The 22,072-nt window shown below is 68.7% G+C and carries 19 protein-coding genes and 1 pseudogene; 11 read left to right on the forward strand and 9 right to left on the reverse strand.

Translation table 11 applies throughout. The features are described 5' to 3' along the window. Window positions 1-186: 186 nt before the first annotated feature. Window positions 187-1,032 carry a 3-hydroxybutyryl-CoA dehydrogenase gene (locus AMD30_RS20060; RefSeq protein ID WP_055476857.1) on the forward strand — a complete coding sequence of 282 codons (846 nt, stop codon included), beginning with the start codon at window positions 187-189 and terminating at the stop codon, window positions 1,030-1,032. 197 nt (window positions 1,033-1,229) lie between these two features. Next, the gene (locus AMD30_RS20065) at window positions 1,230-2,096 is read left to right on the forward strand and encodes an oxygenase MpaB family protein (protein WP_055476858.1); all 867 of its coding nucleotides are present in this window, start codon (window positions 1,230-1,232) and stop codon (window positions 2,094-2,096) included. Here the strand turns inward: AMD30_RS20065 and AMD30_RS20070 are convergent. The 4 genes and pseudogenes from AMD30_RS20070 to kstR all read right to left on the reverse strand — a co-directional run bounded on the left by AMD30_RS20070 (window position 2,093) and on the right by kstR (window position 5,753). Further along, window positions 2,093-3,378: pseudogene (locus AMD30_RS20070) on the reverse strand (MFS transporter). The gene AMD30_RS20065 and the pseudogene AMD30_RS20070 sit on opposite strands and share 4 nt — an antisense overlap. A 120-nt stretch (window positions 3,379-3,498) precedes the next feature. Continuing rightward, window positions 3,499-3,966, reverse strand: a complete 468-nt coding sequence (locus AMD30_RS20075; RefSeq protein ID WP_055476859.1) for a MaoC/PaaZ C-terminal domain-containing protein — start codon at window positions 3,964-3,966, stop codon at window positions 3,499-3,501. Continuing rightward, a complete protein-coding gene (locus AMD30_RS20080; protein WP_014925456.1) occupies window positions 3,963-4,973 on the reverse strand; it encodes an alpha/beta hydrolase in 1,011 nt (336 codons plus the stop codon). The genes AMD30_RS20075 and AMD30_RS20080 overlap by 4 nt, the downstream gene beginning before the upstream one ends. A 129-nt stretch (window positions 4,974-5,102) precedes the next feature. After that, window positions 5,103-5,753: a cholesterol catabolism transcriptional regulator KstR gene (gene kstR, locus AMD30_RS20085; RefSeq protein ID WP_010842157.1), complete on the reverse strand. Its 651-nt coding sequence runs from the start codon at window positions 5,751-5,753 to the stop codon at window positions 5,103-5,105. 136 nt (window positions 5,754-5,889) lie between these two features. Between kstR and AMD30_RS20090 the strand changes: the two genes are divergently transcribed. The 7 genes from AMD30_RS20090 (at window position 5,890) to AMD30_RS20120 (ending at window position 14,909) form a co-directional block, all read left to right on the forward strand. After that, window positions 5,890-8,124 (forward strand): acyl-CoA dehydrogenase, encoded by a 2,235-nt coding sequence (locus tag AMD30_RS20090; RefSeq protein WP_055476860.1) that lies wholly within the window; start codon window positions 5,890-5,892, stop codon window positions 8,122-8,124. A gap of 120 nt (window positions 8,125-8,244) precedes the next feature. Next, complete coding sequence (locus tag AMD30_RS20095) at window positions 8,245-9,384, forward strand: acyl-CoA dehydrogenase family protein (RefSeq protein ID WP_055476861.1); 1,140 nt, start codon at window positions 8,245-8,247, stop codon at window positions 9,382-9,384. Next, window positions 9,374-10,537, forward strand: coding sequence for an acyl-CoA dehydrogenase family protein (locus tag AMD30_RS20100; RefSeq protein WP_055476862.1), 1,164 nt, complete (start codon window positions 9,374-9,376; stop codon window positions 10,535-10,537). The genes AMD30_RS20095 and AMD30_RS20100 overlap by 11 nt, the downstream gene beginning before the upstream one ends. Continuing rightward, complete coding sequence (locus tag AMD30_RS20105; RefSeq protein WP_055476863.1) at window positions 10,534-11,601, forward strand: bifunctional MaoC family dehydratase N-terminal/OB-fold nucleic acid binding domain-containing protein; 1,068 nt, start codon at window positions 10,534-10,536, stop codon at window positions 11,599-11,601. Before AMD30_RS20100 ends, AMD30_RS20105 begins: the two co-directional genes overlap by 4 nt. Beyond that, window positions 11,598-12,038: a MaoC family dehydratase gene (locus AMD30_RS20110; RefSeq protein ID WP_055476864.1), complete on the forward strand. Its 441-nt coding sequence runs from the start codon at window positions 11,598-11,600 to the stop codon at window positions 12,036-12,038. Before AMD30_RS20105 ends, AMD30_RS20110 begins: the two co-directional genes overlap by 4 nt. Further along, entirely contained in the window at window positions 12,038-13,210 is a 1,173-nt protein-coding gene (locus AMD30_RS20115; RefSeq protein ID WP_055476865.1) for a lipid-transfer protein, read from the forward strand. Before AMD30_RS20110 ends, AMD30_RS20115 begins: the two co-directional genes overlap by 1 nt. A 64-nt stretch (window positions 13,211-13,274) precedes the next feature. Continuing rightward, window positions 13,275-14,909: an acyl-CoA synthetase gene (locus tag AMD30_RS20120; RefSeq protein ID WP_055476866.1), complete on the forward strand. Its 1,635-nt coding sequence runs from the start codon at window positions 13,275-13,277 to the stop codon at window positions 14,907-14,909. Here the strand turns inward: AMD30_RS20120 and AMD30_RS20125 are convergent, their stop codons facing one another. Further along, the gene (locus tag AMD30_RS20125; protein WP_055476867.1) at window positions 14,910-15,554 is read right to left on the reverse strand and encodes a LysE family translocator; all 645 of its coding nucleotides are present in this window, start codon (window positions 15,552-15,554) and stop codon (window positions 14,910-14,912) included. 361 nt (window positions 15,555-15,915) lie between these two features. Between AMD30_RS20125 and AMD30_RS20130 the strand changes: the two genes are divergently transcribed. Further along, window positions 15,916-17,154 (forward strand): MFS transporter, encoded by a 1,239-nt coding sequence (locus AMD30_RS20130; RefSeq protein WP_055476868.1) that lies wholly within the window; start codon window positions 15,916-15,918, stop codon window positions 17,152-17,154. Window positions 17,155-17,178: 24 nt separating this feature from the next. On the opposite strand, the gene AMD30_RS20135 is transcribed toward AMD30_RS20130, so the two are convergent. Both AMD30_RS20135 and AMD30_RS20140 read right to left on the reverse strand, forming a co-directional pair. Continuing rightward, window positions 17,179-18,474, reverse strand: a complete 1,296-nt coding sequence (locus AMD30_RS20135) for an SLC13 family permease (protein WP_055476869.1) — start codon at window positions 18,472-18,474, stop codon at window positions 17,179-17,181. Between the two features lie 18 nt (window positions 18,475-18,492). Next, complete coding sequence (locus tag AMD30_RS20140; RefSeq protein ID WP_055476870.1) at window positions 18,493-20,148, reverse strand: MFS transporter; 1,656 nt, start codon at window positions 20,146-20,148, stop codon at window positions 18,493-18,495. Between the two features lie 228 nt (window positions 20,149-20,376). Between AMD30_RS20140 and AMD30_RS20145 the strand changes: the two genes are divergently transcribed. Then, complete coding sequence (locus AMD30_RS20145; protein WP_010842145.1) at window positions 20,377-20,574, forward strand: hypothetical protein; 198 nt, start codon at window positions 20,377-20,379, stop codon at window positions 20,572-20,574. 79 nt (window positions 20,575-20,653) lie between these two features. Here AMD30_RS20145 and AMD30_RS20150 read toward each other — a convergent pair whose 3' ends face one another. After that, window positions 20,654-21,085, reverse strand: a complete 432-nt coding sequence (locus AMD30_RS20150) for a DUF6918 family protein (RefSeq protein ID WP_055476871.1) — start codon at window positions 21,083-21,085, stop codon at window positions 20,654-20,656. Window positions 21,086-21,207: 122 nt separating this feature from the next. Next, entirely contained in the window at window positions 21,208-22,071 is an 864-nt protein-coding gene (locus tag AMD30_RS20155) for a MaoC/PaaZ C-terminal domain-containing protein (RefSeq protein WP_055476872.1), read from the reverse strand. Window position 22,072: the final 1 nt, after the last annotated feature.

Below are 22,072 nucleotides of genomic sequence, written 5' to 3' on the forward strand. Positions count from 1 at the left end.
GGATCTCGGTGCTCATGGGGTGTGTCCTTCCAAGTGGTGGAGCGCTGGTGTGCAGTGCTTCTGGGCGGTTCATGTACTTGGAGGCGACCTCGGGCCGGAATGTTCCCGGGAGGTCGGGAGTCGTTCGGACGGCCGATCCGACGACCGACTACCGTTTGTCGTATCACTCGACTTCGGAGGTTCACTGTGCAGCAGATCGGCGTCATCGGCGGAGGCACCATGGGTGCGGGCATCGCGGAGGTGTGCGCCAAGGCGGGCAGCGATGTCGTGATCGTGGAGGTCAAGCAGGAGTTCGCCGACGCCGCGCGTGGGCGCGTGGAGAAGTCGCTGGCCAAGGCGGTCAGCAGGAACAAGCTCGCCCAGGACGACGCCGACGCCGCGCTGGGTCGGCTTCGGGTGACGACCGACTACGCCGACCTCGCCGATCGCGAGCTCGTGATCGAGGCGGCCCCCGAGATCGAGGAGCTCAAGCGCGAGATCTTCGCGAACCTCGACGCTGCGACCGGCGCGAACACCATTCTCGCCACCAACACGTCGTCGATCCCGATCATCAAGGTGGCGACGGCGACGAAGACTCCCGAGCGGGTCGTCGGCGTGCACTTCTTCAATCCGGTGCCGGTGATGCCACTGGTCGAGATCATCTCCACGCTCACCACCGCACCCGAGACGGCCGACGCCGTGAGTGCGTACGTCACCGACACGCTCGGCAAGACCGCGGTCCGTGCGGGCGACCGGTCCGGGTTCATCGTCAACGCCCTGCTCATCCCGTACCTGTGCCAGGCCATCCGGATGTTCGATTCGGGGTACGCCTCGGCCGAGGACATCGACCTCGCGATGAAGGGTGGCTGCGGATACCCGATGGGTCCGCTCACCCTGGTCGACACCATCGGCCTGGACATCACGCTGTCGGCCGCGGAGTCGCTGTACGAGGAGTTCGCCGAACCCCATTACGCGCCGCCGGCGTTGTTGCGCCGCATGGTCGACGCCGGGCGGCTCGGACGAAAGACGGGCCGCGGCTTCTACTCCTACTGATCTGCCCCGGGCCGATCTGGATCTGTCCCCCACCGATCTCCCTGCGGATCGCCGCCGAACCCCGGCTCACCTCGGAGTGAGCCGGGGTTCGCCGCGTTCGGGGTCGCTCGGCCGGTGCTCTCACCCAGTGCTGTCGACCGGTGCGCAAACAGGCGCTAAGCTGACAGCAAGACAATCAGACAACACGTGTTATCAGAATGGGTGGGGCCATGACGCAGGGTGATCAGCGCATGTCGCGGGCGGAGATGGACGATATCGACAGCAGTTTCTTCGCGCGTTCGCCGCTGACGATGGGGCAGACGATGAGCACGACGAACGTGATCATGCAGCTGGCGAACCCGGCGGTCGGATACGGAGTCGCACACAGCAAGGTCGAGAACGGGCGGCTCGATCGGCATCCGGTCAAACGCGCGCGGACCACCGCCTCGTATCTGGCGGTCGCGATGCTGGGCAACGCCGACGACCGGCGCCGTTACCGGCATGCCGTCAACCGGCAGCACGCGCAGGTGCGTTCGGATGCGGACAGTCCGGTGGAGTACAACGCGATGAACACCGACCTGCAGCTCTGGGTCGCCGCCTGCCTCTACTACGGGTGGGAGGACATCTACGAGCGTGTCCACGGACCGCTGCAGGACGAGGAGCGCGAGAAGTTCTACCAGCAGGGCAAGGTCTGCGGCACGACCCTGCAGATGCCCGCGGAGGCTTGGCCGGCCTCGCGTGATGAGTTCACGACCTTCTGGGACGAGCAGGTCTCGCGGATCGAGATCAGTGACGAGATCCGCGACTTCCTGCTCGACATCGCCAACTTCGGCTACGCGCCCACCCGCATCCAGGAGAAGTACGGTCCGGTCAAGCTCCGCCGGACCATCGGGTATCTGCCGCAGCCGTTCCGGGACGCCCTCCGGGTCGAGTGGACCGACGAGGACCAGGCGTGGTTCGACGCTTACGTCGGCCGGCTCGTCGCCAAGGAACGTCGCACGCCGTTGTGGCTGTCGCAGTTGGGTTTTCGGCTCCTGCTGGCCGACGTCCGGCTTCGGGCCAGGACCGGACGGCCACTGGTCTAGGTGATGGCGGCCCCGCTGCGGCGGGTGGCGAGGAGGGCGAGTGTTCCGGCGAGCAGGCAGGCGGCGGCTCCGACGGCGAGACCGACACGGGCGTCGAACGTCTCGATGATCGCGCCGACGATCGGCCCCCCGATCGGCGTGGAACCCATGAAGGCCACCGACCACAGTGCCATCACCCGACCCCGCATCCGCGGTTCGGAATTGAGCTGCAAGGTGGCGTTGCCGGTCGACATGAACGTGACGCTGAGCCAGCCGACCCCGAAGAGTGCGCAGATCGCGGTCGGCAGATTCGGCGCGAGGGCGGTCGCCGCGACGGTGACCCCGAAGCCGAAGGCGGCCAGCGTGAGTGGGCGCAGGCCGGTGCTCCCGCGGGCGGCGACCACGAGTCCGCCGACGACTGCGCCCACCCCCATCGCCGACGTCATGAAGCCGAGGGCCTCCGGCCCGCCGTCGAACACGAAGTCCGCGGCGGCCGGCAGGGTGACCGGGAAGTTGTAGGTCAGGGTGCCGACGAGCGCCATCGTGGCCAGCGGGATCCACAGCGCGGGGCTGCCCCGGACATAGCGGAGACCTTCGCGCAACTGGCCCTTGGCACGGGGAATAGGTGTCTCGGTGGTGATCTTCGACGAGTCGAGCGCGAGAGAGAGGCGACCACGGCGACGAAGCTGACGGCGTTGACGGCGAAGCACGCACCGGATCCGACGAGGCCGAGGACCACACCGGCGACCGCCGGACCCACCGCGCGGGCAGCGTTCACCATCACCGAGTTGAGTGTGACCGCGTTGCGGAGCAGGTCCTTGCCGACGATCTGGTGGATGAACGCCTGTCGCGCCGGCTGTTCGAAGGCGTGCCCGAGCCCGAGCATCACGGCCAGTACGCCCACGTGCCAGACCTGCACCGCCCCGGTGAGGGTGATGGCAGCGAGCACCGCGGCCAGCAACCCCATCACCGACTGCAGGACGATGAGCAACCGGCGCCGGTCGACGCGGTCGGCGATGACCCCGGCGTACGGACCGATGAGCAGGACGGGTAGCGCCTGGAGGGCGACGACGAGACCGAGGACGGACGCCGATCCGCTCAGCGTCAGGACGAGCCACGCCTGCGCTGTGGCCTGCATCCACGAACCCGTCATCGAGACGGCCATCCCCGCGTAGAAGAGGCGATAGTTGGGGATGCGCAACGATGCGAACATGCTGGTCCGCTCGGGCTCGTCGGGGCGACGACCGCCCGGTTCACGGTCCCGCGGTAGGTCTGCGATCTCGGGAACACGGTCGTCGGTCATCGACGACCATCGTAGGCGCGCCGCGAGATCCGCCCGGCGGGTCACCTCCGGGCGGGGCCGGCGGGACGACCGGGGCGGTTCGCCTCGCACCGGTGACCGCGGTGGTGAACCGAGCAGACGTCAGGTGTGCGCGCGACCCGGGCGGGCGTGCACATAGGCCTCGACGACGGTGCGCATCACCGGTTTGCCCTCGGCGTTGCGCAGCTCCGCCGACGAGGTGACCAGAGCGCGGTCGCGGTCGTCGAACTCGATCGCGTCGATGACGGTCGAGCCGGTGAGGGTGTCGCCGGGACGCACCGGACGCAGGAATTCCACGTCGCCGAGTCGCTTGCCGGCGATCACCCGCCAATTGTTCAGCACGCCGGTGACATTGAGCTTCTGGTAGATCGACATCGTGTGCAGCCCACTGGCGATCAGTCCTCCGTAGGGGCCCCGTCCGGCGACATCGGGGTCGGTGTGGAAATCCTGCGGATCCCACGCGCGAGCGAAGTCGAGGAGTTCGTCCTCGCTGACGAAATGCGTGCCGAATTCGAAGATCTGGCCCACGGTCAGGTCATCGGCCCACAAGCGGTCCGATGCGTCGCTCACCTCAGGTCTGCCGCGATCTTCGGCCAGGTGGTCTCGAGGTCGCGTTCCCAGTAACCCCAGGAATGGGTGCCGCTCGGCCGGAAGGTGACCTCGTGCGGCACCTTGAGCGCCCGCATGCGCGAGACCATCTGCTTGGTGCACTCGTTGACCGCGGCCTCGATGATGCCGCCGATGACCATCTGGTTGGCCAGCGTCAGCGGATCGCCCGCGACCAGCGGTGCCTCGAGCCGGTCGAACTGGCCGGGCATGCCGGTCCCGCTGGTCATGTAGACCTTGGTGCCGCGCAGCTTGTCCGCGTGGATGTACGGGTCGTTGTCCCGCCAGCCGGCCGAGTTGACCGGTCCCCACATGTTGGTCAGATTGCCCTGCCCGCGGTCGGCGACGACCATCCGGATGTAGGCCTGTCCCACCGGATCACTGGTGCGGGCGCATCCGCTGTAGGCGGCGGCCGACCGATAGAGCTTGGGTGCGGCGATCGCGAGGTTGAGCACCGACGTGCCGGCCATCGAGATCCCGGCGATCGCGTTGACCTTGGTGGTGTCGAATTCCTTGTCCACCAACGGTGGGAGCTCCTTGGTGAGGAACGTCGTCCACTTGTTGCGGCCGAGCACCGGATCGTCCTGCTGCCAGTCGGTGTAATACGAGAATGCGCCGCCGATCGGCGTCACGACGTTGACGTCCTTGTCGGAGAAGAACTTCGCGTACTGGGTCTTGGCCGCCCAGGTCGCCGAGTCCTCGCCGCCACCGGCGCCGTTGAGCAGGTAGAGCGTGGGGCGCGACTTGGTGGTGTCCTTGGGGCGCAGGACGTTGACGGGGATGAGCTTGCGCATCGCCGCCGAGTACACGATGAGAGTCGACTGCTGGGCCGAGTCGTGGACCACGGTGTCGATGCGGGCGCGATCGGGGTCGGGGGTGGGTTCGGCCAGCGCGGCCGGAGCCCATCCGGCGGTCGCGACCGCCACGGCACAGCCGGCGACGCACAGTCGTCGCAACCAGGAGGATCGCACCTCTAGCCCCTTCTGTTAACAAAATTCTCAGACGTAACAAAGGTAGCCGAGTTGAGTGGGTGGTCCCAACCGAGGCGATCCGTCGTCACCCAGTTGTGACGTCGTCGGGCCGTGGGGAACTCCGGGTTGCTACTTGGCGCGGTCTTTGAGCAGGAGCCGGACGGTCAGCTCGAGTCGGTTGGTGACATCGGTCGCCGATGCGCGACGGGTGAGCCACTGCACCAGGTTCGACATCCACACATCGGAGAGGACGCGAGCGATCGCCAGGTCTTCTTCGGTGGGTTCGCCGTCGTCGACGATGGCGCCGGCGAGGAGCCGGTCGATGATCCCGGCCACCTGGTCGACCTCGGCGGTCGCGGACGCGTCGGCGAACATGAACGCGCGCGTCATGGCCTCGGTCAGGAGGGGATCGCGCTGCATGGCGAACGTGATCATGTCCAGGACGTGGCGGAGGCGGTCGATCGCGGTGTCGCCCCGCAACTGCGAACGATCGACCTTGGACTCGACGCGCTCGAACTCCCGGGCCAGGGCGGTGACGAGCAGGTGGACCTTCGACGGGAAGTAGCGATACAGCGTGCCGACGGCCACATCGGCCTTGTCGGCGACAGTGCGCATCTGCACGGCGTCGTACCCGCCCTTGGACGCCAGCGCGAGGGTGGCGTCGAGGATGCGGCGGCGGCGTTCGCGCTGCGCGGTGGAGCCGGCTTCGGGCGAAGCGGCGGACGCCGCAGCCCCGTTGGGAGCGTCGACCGCGGCGTTGCCGGGTGCAGAACGGGCCATGTGCTCTCGAACATCCTCACGTGTCAAAAACGTCTCTGGCGGGTGGATCGCGGGTGGCTACCCGATCCGAGTACACCCATGGCATATTAGAACAGGTTCTAATTATTCGTCACAACTCGACATACAGGGATTGCCAGTGACAATCGCCACGTCTTCCGAGCAGATCGCGGTGCGTGACAGCATCGCGTCCTGGGCGCGCTCCACCAGTGTGACCGACATCGTCCGTTCCGACATCGACAAGCCCCGCGACCAGTGGACGCAACTACTTTCCCAGATCGCCGATCTGGGCGTGTTCGCCGCCGCGGTTCCGGAGGCGTCCGACGGCCTCGGTGCGAGCTTCCTGGACGTGGCCGCCATGCTCGAACAGTGCGGGGTCGACCTCGTCCCCGGCCCGCTCGGTCCGACGGTGACGGCGGCGATCGCGCTGGCGGTTCTCCGCGGCGGTTCGCACGAGAGCGACGCCGACCGAGGCGCCGCGCTGTTGCCGGACCTGCTGACCGGATCGGTGCCGGTGGTGACGCCCGCGGCCGGCTATGCCGGGGTGGCCCTCGAACTGTCCGACGGCGAGATCGACCTCGGACTCGTCGCCGGTTACGTCGACGGGTGCGCCGTTCTGGTCGAGTTCGGCACCGCGGATCGGGAGCGGTCCTGGTGGATCGTCCCACCGGGTGCCGGTGTCGCCGACGTCGCGCCGCAGACCCCGCTCGACGGCACCGCGTCGGTCAGCCGCGTCCGCGTGTCCGAGATCGCGGTCGACGACCTGATCGAACTCCGGGACGGGACGTTCGTCGCCGGACTGCTGTCGGCGACACTCGCCGCGTATCAGAGCGGTGTCACCCGCTGGGCGCTCGACACCGCCGTCGAGTACGCGAAGGTCCGCACCCAGTTCGGGGTGCCGATCGGTTCCTTCCAGGCGATCAAGCACATCTGTGCAGAGATGTTGTGCCGCAGCGAACGGGTCACCGCGGTCGCGTGGGACGTCGCCCGGGCGGTCGACGACGTACTCGCGGCCGCCTCGGGAGGGGCGGAGACGGGCGGGTCCGCAGACGAACTCGACACCGCGCGTGAGCAACTCGAGATCAGCGGGCTGGCCGCCGACGTCGTGGTGGCCCGCGACCCGGTCGCCAACACCAAGGACTGCGTGCAGGTCCTCGGTGGCATCGGCTTCACCTTCGAGCACGACGCCCACCTCTATCTCCGGGCGGCGCTCGCCGCACAGGCGGCGTTGGCGAACGCCTCGGCGCACGCCGCGGCGCTCGCCGGACTCGGACTCGCGGGGACGCGACGACGTTTCCGCCTCGACCTCTCGCAGGTCGAGGACCGCCGCGACGAGGTCCGGGCGACCGTCGCGGCGATCGCCGATGCCGATCCGGGTGATCGCCGCCGGCTCCTCGCCGAGACCGGCTACCTGACCCCGCACTGGCCGGCACCGCACGGCCTGGGTGCGGATGCGGCGCTGCAGTTGCTGATCGACACCGAACTCGAGTCGGCCGGGATCGAGCGACCCGATCTGGTGATCGGGGCGTGGGCGATCCCGACGATCCTGGAGCACGGCACGGATGCGCAGCGCGAGCGGTTCGTCGCGCCGACGCTCGCCGGCGACCTGGTGTGGTGCCAGCTGTTCTCCGAGCCCGAGGCGGGCTCGGACCTGGCCGCGTTGCGGACCCGAGCGGTGCGGGTGGAGGGCGGCTGGCGGCTGGACGGCCAGAAGATCTGGACTTCGCAGGCCCACACCGCGCAGTGGGCGATCTGTCTCGCGCGCACCGATCCCGAGGCGCCGAAGAACAAGGGCATCACGTACTTCCTCGTCGACATGGGTTCGCCCGGCATCGACATCCGTCCGCTGCGTGAGCTCTCCGGGCGAGCCAACTTCAACGAGGTCTTCCTCGACGGCGTCGTCGTACCCGATGACTGTGTCGTCGGCGAGGTGAACGGCGGCTGGCGGCTGGCCCGGACCACGCTCGCGAACGAGCGGGTGGCGATGGGCGGGACCGGTCTCGGCAAGGAGATGGAGTCGCTGCTGTCGCAGGTGCGATCGATGGGGCGGGAGCTGACCGCCGAGGAGCTCGGTGCGCTCGGCACCCAGCTCGCCGACGCGCATGTCGGCCGGGTTCTCGACGCTCGTGCGGCGACGAGGCAGCTGGCCGGGCTCGACCCCGGCGCGCTGTCGAGTGTGCGCAAACTGATCGGCGTCGAACACCGGCAGTCGGTGCCCGATCTGGCGTTGCGGCTCCTGGGGGTGGCCGGTCTGGCGGCGTCCGAGGCGTCCGACGCGGTCCTGCAGAACCGCTGCCTGTCCATCGCGGGCGGGACGACTCAGATCCTGCGCACGGCCGCGGCGGAACGCATTCTCGGTTTGCCTCGGTCCTGACTGCCCCCGAAAGTCCCGAAACCGCAGATAAGCGCCGATTCCGACACCCGTGCGCGCGGACTCTGATACAACTAGAACAGGTTCTAGTTCTTGACGGGTTCATGGTGAGGGAGGCACAGGGTGGACTTTGCCCTGGACGGCACGGCGATCGCGGTTCGCGACGTCGCCGAGGACGTGTTCGCGCGACGACAGCCCGACTGGGAGTCGACGTTCGGTGGTCGCGATTCCGACGGCACGGGTACGACGCGAGGCGGGTTCGAGGCCGACGGCTGGCAGGCGCTCGTCGACGCCGGCCTGCTCGCGCTGCCGCTGCCGGCCGCACTCGACGGTGACGACGTCGACGAATCGGGTCTGCTCCCGTTGTTCCGCCGGATGGGACGCGCAGCGGCCGTGACGCCCGCTCTCGGTTCGCTGACCGCGGCGCTCGTGTTCGCGAAGGCCGACGCCCAGACGGGCGAGGGATCGGTGTGGTCGCGGTTCGGGGGCTCGCTCACCGGCGGAAGCTGGGTCTCGGTCGCGATCGGCGAACACGGCGACGCCCTGACCGCCACCCCGCGGACCTCCGTCCGCGACGGTCGGCTCACCGGGACGAAGGTCGGGGTGCTGCACGCCGACGGTGCCTCGCTGTTCCTCGTGGCCGCCGACGCGGGCGTCGTGGCCGTGTCGCCGGGCGCCGACGGGGTCGCCGTCACGCGTACGCCGACCTCGAGCGGCTGGGGCGAGTACACGGTGACCTTCGACGACGTACCCGTCGACGACGCCGACATCGTGGTTCGCGATCTCGCGATCCTCCGCGACCGGTATCGCCTCGCGCTGTGCGCCTATGCGGACGGCCTGGTCGCCGGCGCCACCCGCCTGACCGCCGATCACGTCTCCACCCGCGAACAGTTCGGCAAGCCGATCGCCCTGTTCCAGGCGGTGGGCCAGCAACTGGCCGACATCTACGTCGTCGGGCGGTCGATGGAACTGGCGACCACCGCCGCGGCCTGGCGACTGTCCGAGGGACTCGACGCGTCGACCGATCTCGCGATCGCCGCCTACTGGCTGGCCGAGGAGATCCCGCCGACCACCCGGACGATGACCCACCTGCACGGCGGGATCGGCGTCGACATCACCTATCCGCTCCATCGCTACTTCTCGCTCACCAAGGATCTGGCGCGGCTGGTGGGCGGCGCACACGTGCGGCTCGACGAACTCGCCGACATCACCGACGTCCCCGCCGACGACACCCGTATCGCAGAGGTGCCCGATGTTCATTGATCTCACCCCGGAACAGCGCGCGTTGCGCGCCGAACTGCGCGAGTACTTCGCCGACCTGGTCACACCCGACGAGGCGGCGGTGATGCTCACCGAACGCCACGGACCGACCTATCGCAAGGTCATCAAGCGGATGGGTGACGACGGCTGGCTGGGAGTCGGTTGGCCGAAGGAGTTCGGCGGCAAGGGCTTCGGTGAGATCGAACAGCAGATCTTCACCAACGAGGCCGTGCGCGCCGACGTCCCACTGCCGTCGGTGACGCTGCAGACCGTCGGGCCGACGCTTCAGGTCCACGGCACCGAGGAGCAGAAGCAGAAGTTCCTGCCCGCGATCCTTGCCGGCGACGTGCATTTCGCGATCGGTTACACCGAGCCCGAGGCCGGCACCGATCTGGCCTCGCTGACCACCACCGCGGTCCGCGACGGCGACCACTACGTGGTCAACGGGCAGAAGATCTTCACCACGGGCGGTCACGACGCCGACTACATCTGGCTCGCCGTGCGGACCGACCGGGATGCACCCAAGCACAAGGGCATCTCGATCCTCATCGTCGACACCTCCGACCCCGGTTTCACCTGGACGCCGATCATCACCGCCGACGGCGCCCACCACGTGAATGCCACTTATTACCAAGATGTTCGGGTACCGGTGTCGATGCGCGTCGGTGAGGAGGGCGGCGGCTGGAAACTGATCACGACGCAGCTCAATCACGAGCGCGTCATGCTCGGTCCCGCCGGCCGCATCGACGGCCTCGCGGCGCGGGTGCGTGCCTGGGCGCAGCGACCGGGTCCCGACGGAACGGTCATCGCCAAGCATCCGGACGTCCGCCGCGCGCTCGCCACCATCGACGCCTACGGACGAATCAACGAGTTGCTCAACTGGCAGGTGGCCGCGACCGGTGAGGCCATCTCGATGGCCGATGCGGCTGCGACCAAGGTGTTCTCGACCGAGCGCATCCAGACCGTCTGCCGGATGGTCGACGAGATCGTGGGCCGCTACGGCGATTTCACCGATCCCGAGACCGCGGCGCTGGTGAACTGGCTCGACGTGCAGCAGAAGCGGCACGTGGTCATCACGTTCGGCGGCGGGGTCAACGAGGTCATGCGCGACATGATCGCGACCGCCGGTCTCGGACTACCGCGGGCCAAGCGGTGAGCGCGCCCGAACTCGCCCGCGACGGCGTCGTCGGAGACGAGGCGATCCGAGCCGCCGCGCAGGAGATCATCGACGCCGGACCGAGCTCGCCGGTCGCCGGCCGGGACCCGATCAACCAGCCCATGATCAACAACTGGGTGGAGGCGATGGGGGACACCAACCCCGTCTACACCGATGCCCACGCCGCCCGGGACGCCGGGCATCCCGGCATCGTCGCGCCGCCCGCGATGGCACAGGTGTGGACGATGCGGGGCCTGCACGGGGTGCGGACGGCCGACGACCCGCTGGGTCGCGCGAGCGAACTCTTCGACGAGGCCGGCTTCACCTCGGTGGTGGCGACCAACTGCGACACCGTCTACCACCGCTACACCCGGCCGGGCGAAGAGGTCGCGCTGTCGGCCGAACTCGTCGAGGTGGTGGGGCCGAAGAACACCGCCCTCGGCGAGGGCTGGTTCTTCACCACCCGGAACGTCTGGTCGGTCGGAGGTGAGACCGGGGAGCGCGAGGTCGTCGCCGAGATGCGTTTCCGCATCCTGAAGTTCCGACCCGCTGCACAGAAGGCCACGCCCGAGCAGGTGCCGGCGGCGGCCGCGACACCCGACGACCTGGACCCGGCGCGGCTGCTCAGACCCAGCGCGTCCCGGGACACCGCCTTCTTCTGGGAGGGGGTGGCCGCGCACGAACTGCGCATCCAACGGGACGGCGACGGCGCACTGCGGCACCCGCCGGTGCCGGCCACCTGGAAACCGCGTGAGGCCGACGGAACCGTGCCGCCGACGGATTATGTGGTCGCGGCCGGTACCGGCGTCGTCTACAGCTACGTCGTCCACCGCGCGCCGAAGGTGCCCGGCCGCCGGTTGCCGTTCGTGGTGGCGCTCGTCGAACTCGACGAGGGGGTTCGGATGCTCGGCGAACTCCGGGGCGTGGAGCCGGACGACGTGTCGATCGGCATGCGCGTGCGCGCAACCTATCTGGACTTCCCGGCCGACGAGGCGGCCGGCACCGCTGCGTGGACCCTGCACGCATGGGAACCGGCCACGACCACGGAAGGGGAATCCGCATGACGAGCGTTGCCGCACACCCCGCGGCCGTCGGAACGACGCTGCCGCCGTTGACGATCGAGGCGACACCCACGTTCGTGGTGGCGACCGCGCTGGCCACGCGCGATTTCCAGGACGTGCACCACGATCGCGACCTCGCGCAGGCGAAGGGGTCCAAGGACATCTTCGTCAACATCCTCACCGACACCGGGCTGGTGGAGCGGTTCGTCACCGACTGGGCCGGTCCGTCTGCCAGAATCCGTTCCATCGCACTGAAACTCGGTGTCCCCTGGTATGCCTACGACACCGTCACCTTCACCGGTGAGGTCACCGAGATCGATGCCGGGGTGATCACGGTCGCCGTGACCGGGACCAATTCGCTCGGCAAGCACGTGATCTCGACGGTCACGCTGAGCGTCGACGATGCGGCCGTCTCCACGAGCCGAGGGGAGGACGTCTGATGGGGTCGCTGTCCGGGCAGGCCGTGATCGCCGGGATCGGTGCCACCGAGTTCTCCAAGGATTCCGGACGCAGCGAGCTGCGGCTCGCCGCGGAGGCGGTGTCGGCGGCGATCGCCGACGCCGGCCTCACACCCGCCGACGTCGACGGTCTCGTCACGTTCACGATGGACACCAACAGCGAGATCTCGGTCGCCCGGGCCGTGGGTATCAAAGACCTGACGTACTTCTCGCGGATCCACTACGGCGGAGGTGCGGCGTGTGCCACGGTCCAGCAGGCCGCGATGGCGGTGGCCACGGGCGTCGCCGATGTCGTGGTGGCCTACCGTGCCTTCAACGAGCGGTCCGGATTGCGCTTCGGACAGGTGAATTCGGCGGTGGCGAACCAGGAGAACTCCTCGGGTACCGAGAACGCCTTCACCTATCCGCACGGACTGTCCACCCCCGCCGCGTTCGTCGCGATGATCGCCCAGCGCTACATGCACGACTTCGGGGCCACCAGTGAGGATTTCGGTCGTATCGCCGTCGTGGACCGCAAGCACGCGGCGGTGAACCCGGACGCGTTCTTCTATGACAAGCCGATCACTCTGGAGGATCACCAGAACTCGCGCTACATCGCCGAGCCGTTGCATCTGCTCGACTGCTGCCAGGAATCCGACGGCGGTGTCGCACTGGTCATCGTGTCGGCCGAACGTGCGAAGGACCTGCCGCACAAGCCCGCCGTGATCGCGGCCGCCGCGGCCGGTAGTGCCGCCGATCAGTACATCATGACCAGCTATTACCGGCAGGAGCTGGCGGGTCTGCCGGAGATGGGACTCGTCGGCCGTCAGCTGTGGTCGCAGTCGGGCCTGCGTCCCGACGACATGGACATGGCGATCCTCTACGACCACTTCACGCCGTACACACTCCTGCAGCTCGAGGAACTCGGATTCTGCGGGCGGGGCGAGGCCAAGGACTTCGTCCGGGAACCGGGAGCCCTCGAGGTCGGTGGCCGGCTGCCGCTGAACACGCACGGTGGCCAGCTGGGCGAGGCCTACATCCACGGGATGAACGGGATCGCCGAAGGGGTCCGACAGATCCGCGGGACCTCGGTCAACCAGGTCGGCGGCGCCGAGAAGGTCGTCGTGACCGCGGGGACCGGTGTTCCCACAAGCGGATTGGTGCTGACCGCATGACGCCGCGACATCCGATGCTCTTCCACTCGATCCACCCACTCCGTATGACCAAGGAGCGCGCACGATGAAGTTCAACCTCGCCGATGTCTTCGAGACCGTGGCCGACTCGGTGCCCGAGCGGATCGCGCTCAGCTACCAGGGTCGCCAGATCAGCTACGCCGAACTCGACACCCTCTCCAACCAGGTGGCACATCTGTTCGCCGGCGCGGGGATCGGCGCGTTCGACAACGTCGCCCTGTTCCTGAAGAACAGCGTCGAGCACGTGACGAGCCTGCTGGGGCTGCTGAAGGTCCGTGCCGTTCCGGTCAACGTGAACTACCGCTACACCAACGCCGAACTGCAGTACATCTTCGACAACTCCGACTCCCGCGCGATCATCGTCGAACTGCCCGAGCATCAGCGCAGTGTGGCGGCACTTCTCGCCGAGACGCCCACCGTGCGTACGGTCTTCGTCATCGGTGACGTCGTGGAGGAACTGCGTGCGGCAGCTGCCGACCTGCCCGACGGTCGCGTCGTCGAGATCGTGTCCTTCGCCGATGCGGAATCCACACCGGACGGCCGGGACTTCGAGCCGCGCAACGGCGAGGAGCTGTACCTGCTCTACACCGGCGGCACCACGGGGTACCCGAAGGGCGTCATGTGGCAGCACGACGACTTCTTCCGCAAGCCGCTCTCCGGCGGGAACCCGTACGGAGAGGCCCGCCGGGATCTGGAGGAGATCGGCACGGCGGTCAAGGATTTCCCGCCCATCGCGTTCCTGCTCGCGGCCCCGCTCATGCACGGCGCGGCGTCGTACTCGCTCTTCACGTTCTTCACCCTCGGCGGACGCCTGGTCATCCAACGGGATTTCGATCCCGAGGCCATCGTCACCGAGATCGAGAAGGAGAAGGTGAACATCGTCCTCATCGTCGGCGACGCCATGGGCATGCCCCTCGTCGAGGAGCTCGAGAAGCGCAAGGACGCCGTCGACCTGTCGTCGATGTTCTCGATCACCTCCGGTGGTGCGATCTGGTCCCAGCACGTGCGTGACCGCATGCTCGCGGTGAAGCCGGATCTGGTGCTGCGCGACAACTTCGGGGCGTCGGAGTCGGGGAACGACGGCGAGATCATGATGGACGAGAACGGGAACCTGAAGGTCCCGCCGACCGACCGGATGATGGTGGTGGACGAGCGGCACAACAAGATCGAGCCCGGGTCGGGGGAGGTCGGTTACATCGCGCGCATCGGCAACGTCCCGCTCGGCTATTACAAGGACGAGGAGAAGACGGCGAAGACGTTCCCGACGCTGGCCGACGGGACCCGGATCTCGATCCTGGGCGACATGGGCACAGTGGAGGCCGACGGGTCGATCGTGTTTCTCGGACGTGGCTCCCAGTGCATCAACACCGGTGGTGAGAAGGTCTACGCCGAGGAGGTCGAGGCCGCGCTGCACGGGCACCCCGCGATCGCCGACGCGCTGGTGGTCCCGGTTCCCGACGAGAAGTACGGGCAGCGCGTCGCCGCGGTCATCGCCGTCGCCGACGGGTCCGACGAGCCGTCGCTCGAGGAGATCCAGGACCACTGTCGGGAGAGCCTGGCCCGCTACAAGGTTCCGCGTACCGTCGTCTTCGTCGACGAGGTCAAGCGGACCCCGGCCGGCAAGGCCGACTACCGCTGGGCCAAGGCCGCGGCGGCGGCCCAGGAGACCGCCGCGGTCTGATCAGCCCTCGAGTGCGAGGCGCACTCCGAGCCCGATCAACGCGACTCCGCCGATCGCTTCGACGCGACGGCGGATTCGTGCGCTCTGGAGCCATCCCGCGATGCGGCCGGCCGCGCCCACCAGCACGGTGAAGTACGCCGCGGTGAGCGCGATGTAGGTGGCCCCCAGCCCGAGGGTCGTCCATCCCGTCGAGTACCCGTCCGGCACGAAGCCGGGCAGGAGACTGATGAACAGGATGCCGATCTTCGGGTTGAGCATGTTGGTGAGCAATCCGGCGGTGAAGCCCGAGAACAGCAGCCCGACCCTTCGGTCGGCCGGGGGCGCGGCGGCCTCCTGAGCGGCCGCGAGGTCGGGTGCGGCCCGCAGCAACGCGCGGACCGAGCTGATACCCATCCACACGAGATAACAGGCTCCGATGATCTTGAGGATCTCGTAACCGGTCTGGCTGGCCTGCAGCAGCGCCGACAGGCCGAGCACGGCCGCGGTGACCCAGACCATCAGACCGCACACGACCCCGGCGGCGGTGCGCATCGCCTCTCCGCGTCCTCCGCGTACCACTCCGCGCAGAACCACCAGCGTGTCCGGACCCGGCAGCAGCACGATCAGCGTCGCGGTGACGACGAAGGACACGAGCGCGGTGAGCATGTGGTCATGGTAGGAACCGGATCGAGGACCTGCCATCCGTGCGCGTCCCGGTCGCCCCGCGCGCGCATCGGCATCAACCCGCTGTCGATAATTAGGTAAGCCTAAGTTACATTGAGTGGCGCGCCCGCGGGAAGAGGTGGTCGTCGACGTGGAGCGCCCGCGGGGCTGAGCAGCGGACACCACGGCCGCACCCGCTGCCGCGGATACCAGCAGGCAAGCCAACAGTGGCGTCGACATGCGCTGTGGCAGAACGACATACGGAGGAAACGAGTATGAACGCAACCCATCCGTACCCCCCTCACGTCGAGGATGCGGGCCCCGCCCACCACCGCCGGACCGCCTCCCCAGCGAAAGGCGACGCGTGACCACCGCCCCCTCAGCAGTGCACGGAACATCCCAGGCGGCGAGCCGGCGGCAGGTTCGTCTGGTGGTCGCGACGGTGTTCCTGACATACACCGCCATGATGGTCATGACCCCGTTGATCGCGCCACTGTCACGTGAGATCGGAATCGCGGAGTGGCAGGTCGGGCTCGTGGTGTCCACCGCGGCGGCATGTATCGCGGTGGCCGGTCCCATCTGGGGTCGGCTGTCTCAGCGGGTCGGCCCCAAACGCATCCTGACGGCCACGGTCGCCAGCGGGACGTGCGCGATGGTCGTGTTCGCCGCGGCCGCACAGGCAGGCGTCGAGGGCGCCCTGTCGGCCGGTGCCGTTTTCGTCGTGATGCTGCTGGTCCGGGGCGTGTGGTTCGGCCTGTCCGAGGCGGCGGTGATCCCCACCGCTCAGGCCTACATCGCCTCGGTCACGCCCACCGTCGACGAGCGCGTACGAGGCGTGGCCGCGATCGGCGCCGCCACCGGCACCTCCATGATCGTCGGCGCTGCGGCGGGCGGGCTGTTGGGAGGTGTGTCGACCCTGGTGCCGCTGTGGGCCGTGCCCGTGATGCTCGCCGCAACCCTGCTCGTGATCGTCATCGCGCTGCGTCCAGCCGAACCGGCCGAGGAGACGGTTGCTCCGCGCCGGGTGTCGTTCACCGATCAGCGGGTGTGGCCTTTCCTGTTGATTTCCTTCGGGCTGTTCACGGCGCTGGGGTTCATCCAGATCCTCGTCGGCTTCCTGGTCCAGGACCGCCTCGCGCTCGATACCGAGCAGGCCACCCTCATCACCGGGATCGCCCTGCTGATCGCCGGCGTCGGCCTCGTGATCAGTCAGGGGATCGCGGTACCGCGACTGCACTGGTCCCCGGTGCGATACATCCGTGTGGGTGCGCTCATCGCGCTCGGCGGCTTCTGTCTGCTGGTCCCGGACTGGGGAGCTCTCGGCCTGCTGGTCGCGATCTTCCTCATCGGCGTCGGCCTCGGCATGGCTGCGCCGGGGTACACCGCCGGGGCGTCGCTCGCTGTCACCGCCGACGAGCAGGGCAGTGTCGCCGGACTCGTCGCCGCCACGAACGCCCTCACCTTCATCGTGGCGCCGGCGGCGGCGACCGCTCTGTACGAGACTTCCCAACAAGCCCCGCTGGTAGCCGCGACGGTCACGACCCTGCTCATCGCCGTCTTCGCCTTCACCCACCCACGCCTGCGAGTCACGACCGGCGCGTAGAACGGGTGACTCTACGGGCCGTCGTCAGGTGAACCGCAGCACCGCCCACAGGGCGACCACCGCGACGACGAGCGTCGCCGGGACGGTGAGTGCGCCGAGGCGGAGGTACTCGCGGGAGGTCGGGGCGCCCGTGCCCCCACCGGAACCGTCGCGGTGCATGATGTCGCGCCACAGCAGGTTGGCCAGCGACCCGAAGTAGGCGAGGTTGGGGCCGAGGTTGACCCCGAGGAGCATCGCGAGCACCAAGCCCGGGTCGTGCGCGACGAGCGGGATGAGGAGCAGGGTCGCCGGCAGGTTGTTGACCAGGTTGGCCAGGACCGCGGCCAGCGCGGCGACCGCCAGCAGCGCGAGGAGGGTGGACTCGCCGGGGATCAACCCGCCGATCCAGTCGCCGATCGGGCCGGTTCGAACCGGGAGGATGACGACACCGAGCACGGCGACGAACCCGAGGAAGGGGATGTTCACCGCGATCAGCGTGTCCCGCATGGTGGGTAGCGGGGCGTCGAGCAGCCGCGGCACGGTGAACGCGACCGCGCCAACGCCGGCCACCGCGGCCAGGGGGACGCCCAGCGGTTCGGTCACGACGAAGGCGACCAGGAGCAGCCCGAGCATTGCGAGCATCAGGGTGGGGCGGGGTGGGTCCTCGGGTGCGGTGTTCTCGCCGGAGTCCGAACCGGAGGCGGGCGCCGTGCGCGCGAGCGAATCGGCGAAGTACAGGCGGAAGATCAGGTATTCGACGACGATCGCGGCGACCCAGGGTGCCAGCATCACGCCGGTGAAACCGAGGAAGCTCAGCCCGGTCGCGGAGAACGCCAGGAGGTTGGTCAGGTTGGACACCGGCATGAGGGTCGATGCGGTGTTGGCCAGGTGGGCGTTGGCGAACGCCACCGGTGTCACCCGCGCGCCGATCCGCCGTGCGGTGGCGACGGCCACCGGGGTCAGCAGGACGATCGTGGTGTCGAGGCTGAGGACCGCGGTCGTCGCCGCGGCCGCGAGGAAGACGATGCGCAACAGTCGATGTGGCGAGGCCCTGCTCCACCGGGCCAGGAGCGACCCGATCCAGGTGAAGACGCCGGCGCGGGCACAGGCGTCGGCGACCACCAGCATCGCGGCCAGGAAGCCGATGGTCGGCGCCATCGTGGTGATCTCGTCGGCGGCGTCCTGGAGGTCGGCGAGACCGAGCGCGATGAGCAACGCGGCGACCGGTGCGGCCACCACCACGGCCGGAATGCGCTGGGCGACAACGGTCGCGACGATCACGACGAGCAGGGCGGCGACACCGACCACGGTGCCGGCGACGCTGTCCGCGGTGAGTAGCACCGGGACAGGCTACGTCACTCAGTCACGGGCATAGGTGTCGTCGCGGTCCGGGTCGGGCTCTGCCACGTCCGACGGCACCTCGACGACGCGCCGCGGGGTCAGCCACAGTAGCGCCACCGAACTCACGAGCATGATCCCGCCGAGCACGAGCGACGCCTGCTCGAAGGGGGCGTAGAAGGCCTCTCGGCTGCCCTCGGCGATGGTCTCCGCGAGGTCGGCGGCCTGGCCGGACAATCTGTCGACGACCACCGTCGCCTCGGCGAGGGACCGTTCGATCAGCGTCGAGGCCTGCTCGGCCTCGGCGATCATGGCCTGGCCACCGGCGCTGTCGCCGGCGGCGATCCGCTGCTGACCGGCTGCGGCCAGCTGATCACGCGCCAGTTGTGCGGTGTCACCGATCCTCGACTGATACCCCGCGGCGACGATGCTGCCGGCGATCGCGATGCCGATCGCCGCGCCGATCTCGCGGGCGGTGTCGTTCACCGCCGAGCCGACGCCCTGGTTGTCGAGCGGGGTATTGGACATGATGGCCGTCGTCGCCGGCGCCGAGGCCAGGCCGATACCCGCGGCGATCACCGCGACCACCCCGGCCAGCGTCCAGTAGGTCTCGTACCGGAACGAACCGAGGAGGATCAGGCCGACACCGGACAGCAGCGCGCCGCCGGCGATCACGAACTTGAGTGAATCGAGCCGCACGGCAAGCCAGTTCGCGAACAGCGTGGTGAGGCCGACGCCGGCCACGAACGGCATCAGTGCGAGGGCGGACTGCAGCGGCGTGTAACCGAACACCAGCTGCAACAGTTGCAACAGCAGGTAGAACATGCCGAACGAGGCGAGGAACTGGACCGCGACCGACAGGGACCCGGATCCGAACGCGCGGTTGCCGAGTAGCCGGACGTCGAACAGCGGTGACGTCGACCGCAGTTCCACGACGACGAAAGCCGCGGCGAGCAACACGCCCCCGATGATGCAGACCAGGACGACGGGATCCGCCCAGCCCCGATGCGGAGCCTCCAGGAGACCGAGGACGACTCCGGTGATGGCGAGGACCGAACACACCGTTCCCAAGATGTCGAAGCGACCGGGGTCGCTGTCCTTCGACGTGCCGATGGTCAGACAGAGGGCGGCAGCCACGGCCGATGCCGCGGCGAAGGTGATGAAGATCGAGTGCCAGGAGAAGAACTCGAGAAGGAGGCCGGTGACCAGGAAGCCGGCGATCGCTCCGCCGCCGGCGATCGCCGACCAGATGCTGATCCCGACCGCTCGTTGACCTTCCGGCATCCCGGAGGTGATGAGGGACAGCGTAGTCGGCATGATCAGCGCCGCGGCGGCTCCGGCGAAACACCGGGCCAGGATCAACTGGGTCGGGCCGTCGACCCAGATCGCCACCAGCGAGGCGACGCCGAACAACACGAGGCCGGCGATCAGGACCTCGCGGCGACCCAGCCGATCGCCGATCGCGCCCGCCGGGAGCAGCAGCGCCGCGAGCGCCAGGGTGTACCCGTCGACGATCCACGTCATCTGTCCGGCGTCGGCGCCGGTGTCGATCGCGATGTCGGGCAGGGCGGTGTTGAGGGCCGCCATCGCGGCCACGACCATGCTGACCGACAGACAGGCGACGAGGACGAGCCACGCAGACTTCGCGTCGAGGCGGATGGCGGACGGTAATCTCATTCGGCGTCCTGCGCTTTCGGGGTCTGCATGCGGCGACACATGTTCGATCGGAGGCACGATCGCCGTCGCCGAGCCTGTGTTGCGATTTCGTTATCGCGACACGCTATGTGGGCGCCAACGCTACTCGAGTAACTTGTGACACATTTATCACTGCAGTATCGACACCGGGCGAACGCGAGACCGTGCCGGTCCCCGTTGGCCCCGGACAACCGAAAGTGGTGACAGGTCATGGCCTCACCCCGAATCGCACGAACCCCCGCCGCTGCTACCCCCGCTGTCGCGACCCCGGCCGCATCGCCCGACGTCGCCCCGAACGGGACCGAGATCTCGCCCGCTCGCGTCCACGTGTGGCGTGTGCTGTCGATGCTGGCCGCGCTCATCGGCGTCGTCGTGGCTCTCGTGGCCATCGCGTCGTCGGCGGTCTGACCCGACTCCGTCGGAGGGGCGGTCTGACCCGACTCCGTCGAGATGTCGGTGTGACCGCCGACGACGCGCGCGCCGACTTCTAGGCGGCGTGCCGCTCGATGGCGGCACCCAGACGCGGCAGTGCCGCGATCACGTACTTCTTCCCCTTGCCGCGCAGGGAGTTGTACGCCTTGGCGAGTGCGGGCTTGGCCGTCTCCGCCTGCGCGTCGGTGACCGACAGCAGGGCCTCGGCCGCCGCATCGCTGTGGGCCGTCAGGTGATCGCCGAAGGCGACACCGGCCGGCTTCGAATCCCAGAACGGCGCCAGCGCCTTCAGGAAGTCCTCGGCCATCTGATCGGTGGCGCTGCGCACGACACCGGGCTTCACCTTCTGGACCGCGGAGTAGGCGGTCTTCACAGCAGCGCCGCTCAGACCCGACTGGTCGGCCACCTCGGCGTCGATGACACCGACGAGGTCGGTCACCAGTGCGCTGCGGTTGTCGGCGAGTAGGGGCGTCAGCGAATCGCTCATGGGCGTCTCCTCGGGGATATGCGACACGGAACCTGCGGGCCGCCTCGCGGTCCGCGTGTGTAGCGTACTGGCCCCGCGCGACAGCGTCTCCGGGCTGCGTCCGAGCCGTCGCGGCTCCGGGACTAACGGCGACGTTCGCAGACCACATTGCCGAGGGCCTTCGCGCCGTCGCGTTCGGCGACGGTCGCGGTGGCCAGCAACCGGGAGCCGTCCTCCCAGACCTCGACCGCGAGGGTCTCGCCCGGGAACACCACGCCCGCGAACGATGCCGAATAGTCGGCGACCGCGGTCACGTCGCCACCGAGAACCTCGTCGACGATCGCGCGGCAGACCGTGCCGTAGGTGCACAGGCCGTGCAGGATCGGTCGGGGAAACCCGGCGCGAGAGGCGAATTCGGGGTCGGAGTGCAGTGGATTGCGGTCTCCGCACAGCCGGTAGAGCAGGGCCTGCTGGGGGAGCGTCGCGACGGTCAGGCGATGATCCGGCGCGCGGTCGGGATAGTCGACCCTCGCCGACGAACCGCGTTCGCCGCCGAAGCCGCCCTCGCCCTTGGCGAAGATCGACGAGCGGGAGGTCCAGAGTGTCTGGCCGTCGTCGTCGGCGGTCACCGACTCCTGCACGATCACCGCGGCCGAACCCTTGTCCTGGATCTCGGCGATCCGGGTGCGGGTGGTCGCCTTGCCGCCGGCCGGCAGTGGCCGGTAGGCCGTCACCTGCTGGCTGCCGTGGACGACCTTCGCGAGGTCGATGTCGATGCCGGGGAACGACACCTTCGGGGGTTCGGTGGTGTGGAAGCCGGCGGCCACGGTGGCGAAGGTGGGCAGCACCTTCGGTGTCGAGTCGTGGACGTACTCGAGTCCGGTGGTGTCCATCGGGTCCGATGCGGCACCCACCGCGAGGTTGTAGAGGGCGGCGTCCGACGCCGACCATTCGAAGCTCACCTCGGGCAGCTCGGCGCCGAGGGCGACGGAGAGGTCGATGGGCATC

The sequence above is a fragment of the Gordonia sp. HS-NH1 genome, assembly GCF_001418765.1.
In the GTDB taxonomy this organism is placed as follows: domain Bacteria; phylum Actinomycetota; class Actinomycetes; order Mycobacteriales; family Mycobacteriaceae; genus Gordonia.

Coding starts and splice junctions, on each gene's coding strand:
- AMD30_RS20145 (WP_010842145.1), top strand. CDS start 20,377: ATGGCCTCACCCCGAATCGCACGAACCCCCGCCGCTGCTACCCCCGCT.
- AMD30_RS20150 (WP_055476871.1), bottom strand. CDS start 21,085: ATGAGCGATTCGCTGACGCCCCTACTCGCCGACAACCGCAGCGCACTG.
- kstR (WP_010842157.1), bottom strand. CDS start 5,753: ATGGCCCGTTCTGCACCCGGCAACGCCGCGGTCGACGCTCCCAACGGG.
- AMD30_RS20110 (WP_055476864.1), top strand. CDS start 11,598: ATGACGAGCGTTGCCGCACACCCCGCGGCCGTCGGAACGACGCTGCCG.
- AMD30_RS20100 (WP_055476862.1), top strand. CDS start 9,374: ATGTTCATTGATCTCACCCCGGAACAGCGCGCGTTGCGCGCCGAACTG.
- AMD30_RS20155 (WP_055476872.1), bottom strand. CDS start 22,071: ATGCCCATCGACCTCTCCGTCGCCCTCGGCGCCGAGCTGCCCGAGGTG.
- AMD30_RS20125 (WP_055476867.1), bottom strand. CDS start 15,554: ATGCTCACCGCGCTCGTGTCCTTCGTCGTCACCGCGACGCTGATCGTG.
- AMD30_RS20140 (WP_055476870.1), bottom strand. CDS start 20,148: ATGAGATTACCGTCCGCCATCCGCCTCGACGCGAAGTCTGCGTGGCTC.
- AMD30_RS20065 (WP_055476858.1), top strand. CDS start 1,230: ATGGGTGGGGCCATGACGCAGGGTGATCAGCGCATGTCGCGGGCGGAG.
- AMD30_RS20115 (WP_055476865.1), top strand. CDS start 12,038: ATGGGGTCGCTGTCCGGGCAGGCCGTGATCGCCGGGATCGGTGCCACC.
- AMD30_RS20120 (WP_055476866.1), top strand. CDS start 13,275: ATGAAGTTCAACCTCGCCGATGTCTTCGAGACCGTGGCCGACTCGGTG.